At 66.2% G+C, this 9,574-nt stretch carries 11 protein-coding genes; 3 read left to right on the top strand and 8 right to left on the bottom strand.

The window, feature by feature from the left end; all coding sequences use genetic code 11:
* Both ABWP50_RS08860 and ABWP50_RS08855 read left to right on the top strand, forming a co-directional pair.
* On the top strand, positions 1-222 hold a 222-nt coding region (locus tag ABWP50_RS08860; protein WP_353217636.1), incomplete at its 5' end, for a hypothetical protein.
* Between the two features lie 79 nt (positions 223-301).
* The gene (locus ABWP50_RS08855) at positions 302-2,143 is read left to right on the top strand and encodes an ABC transporter ATP-binding protein (protein WP_353217635.1); all 1,842 of its coding nucleotides are present in this window, start codon (positions 302-304) and stop codon (positions 2,141-2,143) included.
* Here the strand turns inward: ABWP50_RS08855 and ABWP50_RS08850 are convergent, their stop codons facing one another.
* The 5 genes from ABWP50_RS08850 to ABWP50_RS08830 are packed head-to-tail and all read right to left on the bottom strand — an operon-like array spanning position 2,144 to position 5,977.
* Entirely contained in the window at positions 2,144-2,971 is an 828-nt protein-coding gene (locus ABWP50_RS08850; RefSeq protein ID WP_353217634.1) for a transglutaminase domain-containing protein, read from the bottom strand.
* On the bottom strand, positions 2,968-3,513 hold the full coding sequence (gene phnN, locus ABWP50_RS08845) for a phosphonate metabolism protein/1,5-bisphosphokinase (PRPP-forming) PhnN (RefSeq protein ID WP_353217633.1): 546 nt from the start codon (positions 3,511-3,513) through the stop codon (positions 2,968-2,970). The genes ABWP50_RS08850 and phnN overlap by 4 nt, the downstream gene beginning before the upstream one ends.
* Before the next feature lie 9 nt (positions 3,514-3,522).
* Positions 3,523-4,209 carry a DapH/DapD/GlmU-related protein gene (locus ABWP50_RS08840; protein ID WP_353217632.1) on the bottom strand — a complete coding sequence of 229 codons (687 nt, stop codon included), beginning with the start codon at positions 4,207-4,209 and terminating at the stop codon, positions 3,523-3,525.
* Positions 4,206-4,997 carry a phosphonate ABC transporter ATP-binding protein gene (gene phnC, locus ABWP50_RS08835; protein ID WP_353217631.1) on the bottom strand — a complete coding sequence of 264 codons (792 nt, stop codon included), beginning with the start codon at positions 4,995-4,997 and terminating at the stop codon, positions 4,206-4,208. Before phnC ends, ABWP50_RS08840 begins: the two co-directional genes overlap by 4 nt.
* A gap of 29 nt (positions 4,998-5,026) precedes the next feature.
* On the bottom strand, positions 5,027-5,977 hold the full coding sequence (locus ABWP50_RS08830; protein WP_353217630.1) for a DMT family transporter: 951 nt from the start codon (positions 5,975-5,977) through the stop codon (positions 5,027-5,029).
* A gap of 121 nt (positions 5,978-6,098) precedes the next feature.
* Here ABWP50_RS08830 and ABWP50_RS08825 point away from each other — a divergent pair, with 121 nt between their 5' ends.
* The gene (locus ABWP50_RS08825; protein ID WP_353217629.1) at positions 6,099-6,983 is read left to right on the top strand and encodes a carbohydrate kinase family protein; all 885 of its coding nucleotides are present in this window, start codon (positions 6,099-6,101) and stop codon (positions 6,981-6,983) included.
* Here the strand turns inward: ABWP50_RS08825 and phnE (ABWP50_RS08820) are convergent.
* The 3 genes from phnE (ABWP50_RS08820) to ABWP50_RS08810 form a co-directional block, all read right to left on the bottom strand.
* On the bottom strand, positions 6,973-7,803 hold the full coding sequence (gene phnE / locus ABWP50_RS08820; RefSeq protein WP_353217628.1) for a phosphonate ABC transporter, permease protein PhnE: 831 nt from the start codon (positions 7,801-7,803) through the stop codon (positions 6,973-6,975). The two genes, ABWP50_RS08825 and phnE (ABWP50_RS08820), sit on opposite strands and share 11 nt — an antisense overlap.
* Positions 7,800-8,768: a phosphonate ABC transporter, permease protein PhnE gene (gene phnE / locus ABWP50_RS08815; protein WP_353217627.1), complete on the bottom strand. Its 969-nt coding sequence runs from the start codon at positions 8,766-8,768 to the stop codon at positions 7,800-7,802. The genes phnE (ABWP50_RS08820) and phnE (ABWP50_RS08815) overlap by 4 nt, the downstream gene beginning before the upstream one ends.
* A gap of 3 nt (positions 8,769-8,771) precedes the next feature.
* Positions 8,772-9,574 (bottom strand): PhnD/SsuA/transferrin family substrate-binding protein (locus ABWP50_RS08810; protein ID WP_353217626.1); only part of this gene is annotated, 803 nt, incomplete at its 5' end.

The raw sequence follows: 9,574 nt of genomic DNA, 5'->3' as shown, positions 1-9,574 counted from the left end.
GCCGCGCTGCACGCGCCGGGCTGGGCCGGCACAGCGCCGGCACTGGCTGGCCGCAGCAGCCTGATTGGCCGGCCGGCGGCACTGATCGATCATATTGCCCTGCGCGCGCCCCACACAGCGTTGGCCCTTGCCGAACCGTGCCTGATGCTCGATCAGCCGTCGCCCGCCGGCGTGATGCCAAGCGACCATGCCGGCGTGATGGCCCTGATCGTGCGAAAATAGCTCGACAAATTGCGCAATGATTGGCCCGCGCGCTGCTGGCCGTCACGGATATGACACAGGGCCGTCTTATCGACGGTCAATGTCCAATAATCGCTCCGAAACTGCTGGTAACACGCGCGATTGGCGCCAAAGCGTGGCCTTTTGCGCGCATTATTGGGCGCAGCAGCCGCGCGCACTCGGGATCGTCATCGCGCTCACGCTGGTGATGGTGGTGGCAGAAGTGTTTATTCCAGTGGCCGCCGGCCGTCTGGTCGATGCGCTGGGCGAAACGGCGCGGCAGGGTGCTGCCGGTGCCGGCGCGGCCGCGGCCAGCGATGCGGCCGCTTGGGCACTGGGCCTGCTGACCGGGGTCATGGCGCTCTACCAGCTGCTCAATTATGCGGGCGGGCTGGTGTGGAACCAGGTCGCGGCGCGCTCCATGAGCGGGCTTCTTGATGACGGTTTCGCCCGCATCCAGCATTTCTCGTCTGATTGGCACGCCAACACGTTCGCGGGCTCGACGGTGCACAAGCTTACCCGGGGCAAATGGTCCTACGATCATATTTCCAACATCCTGATCCGGCAGTTTCTGCCGCTGTCGCTGGCCATATTGGGCCTGGCCGGCGTCATGCTGGTGCGCTTCCCCACCGTCGGGCTGTTGTTTTTCACCATGGTCATCGTCTATCTCGCGGCTTCGGTGACGCTCGCCATCAAATGGGTGCGCCCGGCCAATGTGCGCGCTGCGGCGGCTGACAGCCAGATCAGCGGATCGGTTGCCGACGCCGTCTCCAACAACGCGGCCGTCAAGGCCTTTGGCGCCGAAGCGCGCGAGGAAGCCCTGTTCCGCAGGATCACCAGCCGCTGGCGCGAACTGGCGCTGGTGTCGTGGACGCGCGGCCAGAACATGTCGCTTATTCAGCATGGGCTGTGGCTTGCGCTGCAAGCTGGCATGCTGGCGCTGCTCATCGGTCTCGCCCAGCGCGGCGCGGCCACGCCCGGCGATGTCGCCTTTGTCATCACCGCGTGTTTCCAGCTCGGCGGCAGCCTGCGCCAGGTGGGTGACCATATCCGCACCTTGCAGCGCGCCAGCGCCGAGCTTGCCGATCTCGTCGAGTTCAAGACCGCGCCGCTCGGGGTTGCCGATGCCGCCGCCGCGCCGCCGCTGGTCATCGGCACCAGCCGTGGGCGCGGTGAAATCATTTTCGACAATGTGCGTTTCGCCTATGCCGGCCAGGGGCCGGACCAGCCGCCGCTGTATGACGGCTTTGATCTGCGCATCGCGCCGGGCGAGAAGGTCGCGCTGGTTGGTCCGTCCGGTTCGGGCAAATCCACCTTCGTCAAGCTGATCCAGCGGCTGTATGACTGCAACGAGGGCACAATCTGGATTGACGGGCAAGACATCTCGCTGGTGCAGCAGGCCAGCCTGCGCCGATCGGTCTCGATCGTGCCGCAGGAACCGGCGCTATTTCACCGCAGCCTGGCTGACAATATCGCCTATGCGCGGCCCGATGCCAGCCACGCGGACATCGTCGCCAGCGCCCGGCGCGCGCATGCGCAGGAGTTCATCGACCGGCTGCCGCTCGGCTACAAGACGCTGGTGGGTGAGCGCGGCGTGAAATTGTCGGGCGGGGAGCGTCAGCGTGTCGCCATCGCCCGCGCCTTTCTGGCCGATGCCCCCATCGTGGTGTTCGATGAAGCCACCTCCAGCCTGGACACGGTGACCGAACGGCTAATCCAGGGCGCGATGGCGGAATTGATGGCCGGGCGCACAACGATCATCGTGGCGCACCGATTGTCCACGGTGCGCGATGCCGATCGGATTTTGGTGTTCGATCGGGGCCGGATCGTCGAGCAGGGCAGCCATGCCGAATTGCTGGCGCGTCCGGGCGGCGCCTATGCCCGCCTGCACGAAGTCGAGGATGAATGGGCCTATATCGGCTGATCAGCCAAAGCGCCCCAGCGTCGGCAATTTCTGGCCAGCCAGCGGCCCGGTGAGCAGATGCACGCCCGACAGCGACGGCACGCTGACCTTGCCGTCCGGCCCTTCGAACACCAGCCCGCGGCCATGGCTGAGCGCGAAGCGGCGGCCCGGCCGCGGGTTCAGTACCGGCGTGATGATGCGCTGGCCATATTGGACATGGTGGGAAATATCCCAATGCGGCGGCGTGCCAGGCGCCAGCACATTCAGCCAGCAATGCCCGGTGGGATGCTGCTGGCGGCCAACGGCGATATGGCCGCCGATCACATAGGCCGCGGCAATCCCGGCGGCGCGCAGCGCGGCGACGGCGGCGGTGTGCATGTCCACGCAGGTGCCCGGCGTCAGGCCGCAGGCCAGTGCCGGCATCGCCGTGTCGTCGGCGCCCAGTGCCTGCTCCCGCCGGCCATAATCGAAATGATCGGCAACGAACTGGATGACGGCGCGGCAGCGTTCCGCCGGCTCTGCGCCCAGATCGAGCCCGGCAATCTGGGCGGCCAGCGCCGGCGAAGCGCGGTCGAATTGCGAAGTGCCCGGCACAAATGCGGCTGCCGGCAAGCCTTGACCTTCGGGCTCAAAGGCGTGGCGCACCCGCACCACATCGCCAGCCGTCAAGCGCAGCAGCCAGGCCGATGTGCGGCCATCCGCATCGCGGATCACGCGTTCCGGCACCGCGCCGTCAAAATCGGTTTGCAGCACCCGCTGCTCGTGGGTTTCGGGCGGCACCGGATACAGGGCGTGGCCATCGTAGGGGACCGGATCGGACAGGAAGGTTTCGAAATGTTCCACCATCATGCCCGCCTCAGCGCTGCGACCAGTGCGGCCACGCCGGCCGCCACCGGGCCATCGTTGCTCACCTGCGCCACGTCTGCGCCGCTCACGATGTGCTCGGCGGCGCGCGCCACGCGGGCTTCGATCTCGGTGGTGGTTTCGCGGCCACGTGCCGCCAGCCGGGCGCGCAGCAGGGCGGGCGGCGCGTTGATGGCCACCACGCGCACCGGCGCCAGCCGCGCCCGCGCAAAATCCAGCGTCGCGCGTGAACCATTGGCGATCACGTGCACGCCGGCTTCGCGCCGGGCCTGAAGCGCAGCGGGCAGGCCGTAGCTCAGGCCGTGCGCCGTCCAATCCAGCAGATAGCCGCCCTCCGCCTTGATGCGGTCAAATTCGGCCTGGCTGATGCTGCGGTGGTTTTCGCCATCGGGATCGGGATCGCGGGTGATATCCCGCCGCGCAAACACGAACGCCGGATCATCGGCCATGGCATCCCGCGCGCCAGCCAGCAGCGTGTCCTTGCCCACCCCTGACGGGCCGACCACCAGGATCAGGTCACCGATCATGCGCTGCGACTAGAGATGTTTTTCGACAAATTTGTCAGCATCGAGCGCGCGAAAATCGGCTAGCGCTTCCGCGAGGCGCTCATGCTCCCAATCCCACCACGCCAGTTCCAGCAGGCCCTGCTGCACGGCGGTCGGAAAACGCTCGCGAATCGGCTTGGAGGGCACGCCGCCAACGATGGTGAACGGCGCCACATCCTTTGAGACCACGGCGCCCGCGCCAATCACCGCGCCGGTGCCGACCGTCACGCCGGCCAGAACGGTGGCGCCGTGGCCGATCCACACATCATGGCCGATGTGGACATGATCGGCGCGCCGCCAATCGAAAAATTCATCGTCATCGCTGGTGCCCAGTTCATAGGATACCGAACGATAGGTGAAATGGTGCAGCGCGGCCTTCCAGGTCGGGTGGTTGCCCGGATTGATGCGGGTATCGCGGGCAATCGAGCAGAATTTGCCGATCGTGGCATAGGCGCTGCTGCTGTCGGTAACGATATAGCTGTAGGCGCCCATTTCGGTTTCCATCAGCGAGGTGCGGCCGCCAACGCGGGTCCATGGCCCCAATATGCAATCATGCACATGCGCTTCGGCGGCGATGGCGGGGGCGGATGCCGGGCGGACGGCGGCAGGATCGGCCTGAAAGCGGCCGATATATTCATAGCCGGGCGGCAGGGCGCGCGCAGCCAGCCGGCCGCTCACGCCACGGCTTCCAGCATCCGGGCCGAGCGCTGGTCATGATCATGCGCCTCGATAACGTGCCGGCCGTAAATCTGGTCGATCACGCAGGATTTCAGCGCATCGGGCGGGCCATCGAACACCACCCGGCCAGCCGCCATGGCGATGATGCGCGGGCAATAGCGCCGCGCCACATCCAGCGCATGCAGATTGACCAGCACGGTGATCTTGCGGTCCCGGTTGATCTGCGCCAGCGTTTCCATAACGGTTTGCGCATTGGCGGGGTCCAGCGAGGCGATGGGTTCATCGGCCAGGATGATATCCGGTGTTTGCATCAGGGTGCGGGCGATGGCGACGCGCTGTTGCTGGCCGCCAGACAGGGTAGCGCAGCGCTGCAAGGCGGCATCGGCCATATCCAGCGCATGCAGTTCCATGATTGCCCGCGCGCGCTCGGCCGGCGGGAACATCTTGAACAGCGGCGCCAGTCCGCGATTGCGGTTGAGGCTGCCAGTGAGCACGTTGGTGAGCACATCCAGCCGGGGCGACAGGTTGAACTGCTGAAACACCATCCCGCAGCGCGCGCGCCATTCGCCCAGCGCCTTGCCGTTCAACTGGCTGACCGGCTGGCCATGCCACAGGATTTCGCCCGACGAAGGCTCGCACAGGCGGTTGATCAAGCGCAGCAACGTCGATTTGCCGGCGCCGGAGCGGCCGATGATGCCGACCATCGATCCCGCCGCGATTTGCAGCGACACATTGTCCACGGCAACATTGCTGCCGAATTTCTTGCTGAGCGACCGAATTTCAAGCACGGCATTTCCCCATCCGCCACATGCGTAGTCTAGGGATGCTCCGTGATGTTATTGTTACGGGGCGGCACCAGTGAGCCATCGGGCGGCAACGCCGCGGCACTGCGTGGACCCGGTTGCCACCCTGGCCTCCACGATGCAGCGATATTGGCGGCTATGATCAGCGCCGCGCCGGCAAAAATGGCCGGGCCGGGCACTTCGCCAAAGGCCACAAAGCCCAGCACCGCGCCGGTGACCAGCCGCAGATAATCCAGCGGGGCAAGCGCGCTGACATCGCCCAGACGCCACGCGGTAAGCATCACCGCCTGCATCGCGATTGCCACCAGCCCGACACTGAGCAAGATCAGCCAATCACCCGGCTGCGGCGCTGTCCACCACCACAGCGCCAGCGGCAGCGCCAGCACGGATTGGCCAACCGCGCCCCAGAACATCAGCGTGAGCGTGTCGGCCTCGCGGGTCAACTTCTTGATGACGATCGTCGATGCGGCAAAGCAGGCCGCGCTGCCCAAGGCCAGAAAACTGTTTGGATCGAATGTGTTGCCGGCCTGAAAACCCGGCCAGAAGATGATGAGCACGCCGATCATGCCCAGCAGCATCGCCGCCCAGCGCCGCCAGCCAACCCGTTCGCGTAGCACGGCCGCTGCCAGAACGAGCACGATGAAACCCTTGGTAAAGCTGAGCGATTGCGCCTGCGCGATCGGCAGCGCGGCAATGGCGGCGATGCCCATGGCCTGGCCGCCAAAGGCCAGCAAGGACCGGCCGACCAGCTTGATCGGCGTGCCCGATACGCGCGGCACCGACCGCCGCCGCAACGCCAGCGGCGCAAGCACCAGCGCCATCACAGCGCCGCGGGCCAGCATGATCTGGAACGGCCCATAATCCAGGCTGAGCGTTTTGATCAGCCAGAGCATGGCGGTGGAAATCAGCACGCCGGCCAGGAAAAAGCCCGCCGCCTTGCGGTTGTCCGGCAGCGGAACAGCCATGGCGCTTCCGTCTACAAATTGATGATTTGTCAAAGTATTTTCCCTGCGCGGCAATCGTAAAGCCGATATGCTGTGCGAAGTGTTTTGGCGTGAGGAAAAACGCCGGCAATGGAGACGAGACGTGGCACGGGTTCTGGTGACGGGAAGCCTGGGCTGGGATGTGCCGCTGTGGCTGGACGCGCCGCTGAAATCCGGTGGCCGCATTTCCGCGCGCAGCTTGCCACCGCAAAATGGTGGCACGGCGCTGCCCGGTCGTCTGGGCGGCGGCGCGGCCAATATTGCATCGGCGCTGACACTGGCCGGCCACGAGGTGCTGGTGGTTGGCCGGGTGGGCCAGGATGCCGCTGGCCAGTATATTTTCTATGCGCTGGATGCACGCGGCCTGTCGCTGGACGGCATTCGAGTCGATTCCGCGCCAACACCGTCGCTGCAGATCCTGATCGAGCCATCCGGGGAGCGGACGATATTGGGCATCGGCGGCAAGCGTGCGTGGCAGCGATGGGCGATGGCTGCCGAACTGGTGCAACGCTTTGCGCCCGATGCGCTGATCTTGCGGTCATCGGTGCCGGCGCTGCCGGGCGGTGTGGGCCTGTGCAAGGGCCGGCTGGTGGTGGCGCATATGCCGTGGCTGGGGGACCGGCCGGACCGGGTTGATGTGGCGGTGGGATCGGTGGACGATCTGGGCAGCGATGCATGGGATCAGCCACACAGCGCGGCAGCAGCGGTGTTTGGCGCGGTGGAGTGGGGCGTGGTCACTGCCGGCGCGGCCGGTGCGCGCGCCGGCCGCGCCGACACCATGATCGAAGAACCGGCAGTGCCGGCCACGGTGGTGGATGCCACGGGGGCCGGCGATATCTTCATTGCCGGGCTGACCGACGCGCTGCTGGCTGATGCCGCGCCGGCGCGGGCCCTGGCCCATGCCTGCCTATGGGCAGCGGCGGCCGTGAGCATGGAAGGATCGGCGCCGGAACGAGGCGCGCCGGGATTTTGCCGCTTCACCCGCTGATCAAGTGGCCGCGGATGCGTTCGGAAAGCATATCGAGCAGCATGACGCAGATGACATAGGCGATGACGATCCATGCCACTTCGTTGAAGGCGAAAATGCGGATACGCTCCTCCAGCTCGAAGCCGATGCCGCCGGCCCCCACAATGCCGAGGATTGCGGCATTGCGGAAATTGGATTCCAACACATACAGGGTCTGGCTGGCCATAACGGGGAGCACTTGCGGCAGCAGGCCAAAGCGGATGGCCGCCGCGCCGCCGCCGCCGGCCGCCCTGATGCCTTCCTGCGGGCGCGTGTCAGCGTTTTCGAGCGCTTCGGCATAAAGCTTTGCCAGACGCGGCAGATCCGACAGCGCCAGCGCCAGCACACCGCCAAATGGCCCCAGCCCGAACGCCACGATCAGCACCAAAGCCCACACCAGCGCCGGAACACCGCGAAACACATCGAATGCGCGCCGGATCAGAAAATGAAAAACTGGCTGACGCACCAGCGTCTTGGCACCCAGCAGCCCCAGCGGCAGCGCCGCGATCACGGCCAGCGCCGTGCCGGCGAGCGCCATGGCAAATGTGTCTGCCAGCGCGCCCAGTATCCGCAGCTCGCCGCCATTGGCCGTTGGCGGAAACATCACTGCCAGAAATGTCAGCAGCTTGGCAAAGCCGTTGCCGAAGCTGGCCGGCGTCAGGCCGACATTCACGCACATGGCTGCAAATCCGGCTGCCAGCAATACTATGCCGCCCATCCGCAACAGCCGGCGCAGCGGGGCCGGGCGCAAGATATCTGGCGCAATCAAAAGCGCCTGCGCCATCGTGTCAGCCGGTGTCATTTCGCCCTACCCGTACTCGTGCTCACGCCCGTATCAATGCCCATCAGCCGATCGCGGACGGCTTCGGACACCAGATCGATCATGAAGATCAACGCCACGATCATGAACAAAATGGCCAGATAGGTATCAAATTGGGTCCAGGTGATGGCGCGCGACAATTCGATGCCGATGCCGCCCGCACCCACCACACCAAGCGCCGCCGCGCCGCCAACATTCACCTCAAGGCGCAGCAGCGCGTAAGATGCATGGTTGGGCAGCACCTGCGGCAGCATGCCAAAGCGCATTTGCGCCCACCAATTGCCGCCGGCTGCCTTGATGGCTTCCAGCGGGCGCATATCGATGTTTTCATTGGCTTCGGCAAACAGCTTGCCCAAGCTGGCCGTGGTGCCGAGCGTGATGGCAATCACGCCGGGCAGGGGGCCGATGCCGAACGCCGCGACCAGAATGAGCGCCACGATCAGATCGGGCAGGGTGCGCGCCACCTCCAGGGTGCGGCGGGTCAGCCAGAACAGCCATGGGGCCGGCGACAGGTTCTTTGCCGCCAGCAGCGACGCAAACAAGCCGCCGATGGCGCCAAACACCGTGGCGACGATGGCGATCTGCACGGTTTCCCACAGCAGCGCCAACCAGCGCGGCCAATCATAATACCAGGCCAGCAGCGACCCCGGCGTTTGCGTGCCGGCCAGCAGCACATCGGCACGCAGCACGGGCACCAACCGATCGATCAACGCGGCAATGCGCCCAAGCGGATCGCCGCCATGATCGCCATCGAAAAAGCCGCTGACCTGAAAGGACACGCCAAGCACCACCGACAGCAGGACCATGACCACGCCCTGTTGCAGCCGCTGCCGCCGGAGCAGGCTGGCGCGGCGCGCTTCGAAGGCGGCGAGCAGGGCTGCTTCGTTGCCTGCTGGCGGTGCATTCGGGCCAGTGATTGGTCCGGGTCCGTAATCGGGGCTGCGCACTGGTCAACGCGCTCCTGTCAACAGCGCGCTGGCTTCGGCCGGATCGAGCGCCATTGCCGGCGGCACTGCACGGGCAATGAAGGGCATTGCGGCCGGCGCCTCGAAATGCAGGGCGATGTGAATGCCCACCAATTGGTGACGTTCGCCGTCGGTCATGCGGCGCGCCGCCACAAAGGCGCGCGTTGCTGCCGGGCGGCCGCTCCAGATTTCGATCAGGTCGGCGCAGGGATCAACCTTGGGATCAAAGCTGCGGCAGGCGCGCTGGCGGGCGCCGGCCGTAACCACCAGCAAATCGCCGCGCCCGGCCCGCAAGGCGGCGAAACCGGCCTTGTCGCCCGTTTCCACCACCAGCGGCTTGAAGCTTTTTACGGGTGCACCGGCATCAGCCAGCGCCTGCATCGGCACATCCTTGCTTGCAGGCGCGGTGCCGGCCACGATCGGCGTCGCCCCCGTCAATGCCGCCAGGGTTCGGGCAGCGGATGTTTTGCGCACCAGAGCAACCGTGAGCACCCGGCCGGTATCAGTGCTGACCCGTCCGGCCAGAACGGCGCGCGCGCTGGTTTTGATGGCAGCGAATGCGGCCCGGTCCAGCACCACCATATCGGCCTCACCGGCTTGCAACGCAGCTGCGGCGGCGGCGGCCGTATCGGCCGCGCACAGGCGCACGGGGCGCGCCAGCCGCTGCGCAAGATGCGCGCGATAGGCTTCGGCAGCGCCAGTGGCGGCGCATCCGGTCAAGCCGGCATCGGGCACCATGATCCGAAACGGCGCTGCTGCTGGCGTCTGCGCCGCGGCCTGTGCCGTGG

The sequence above is a fragment of the Sandarakinorhabdus sp. genome, from assembly GCF_040398645.1.
Classification (GTDB): domain Bacteria; phylum Pseudomonadota; class Alphaproteobacteria; order Sphingomonadales; family Sphingomonadaceae; genus Sandarakinorhabdus.
Note: the sequence above shows the minus strand (reverse complement) of the source record. Positions and strands in the feature narration are given on the sequence as shown.

Excerpts from the sequence above, each read along its gene's own strand:
- ABWP50_RS08855 (WP_353217635.1), top strand. The coding sequence starts at position 302 with ATGTCCAATAATCGCTCCGAAACTGCTGGTAACACGCGCGATTGGCGC.
- ABWP50_RS08830 (WP_353217630.1), bottom strand. The coding sequence starts at position 5,977 with ATGGCTGTTCCGCTGCCGGACAACCGCAAGGCGGCGGGCTTTTTCCTG.
- phnE (WP_353217628.1), bottom strand. The coding sequence starts at position 7,803 with ATGACACCGGCTGACACGATGGCGCAGGCGCTTTTGATTGCGCCAGAT.
- ABWP50_RS08850 (WP_353217634.1), bottom strand. The coding sequence starts at position 2,971 with ATGATGGTGGAACATTTCGAAACCTTCCTGTCCGATCCGGTCCCCTAC.
- phnN (WP_353217633.1), bottom strand. The coding sequence starts at position 3,513 with ATGATCGGTGACCTGATCCTGGTGGTCGGCCCGTCAGGGGTGGGCAAG.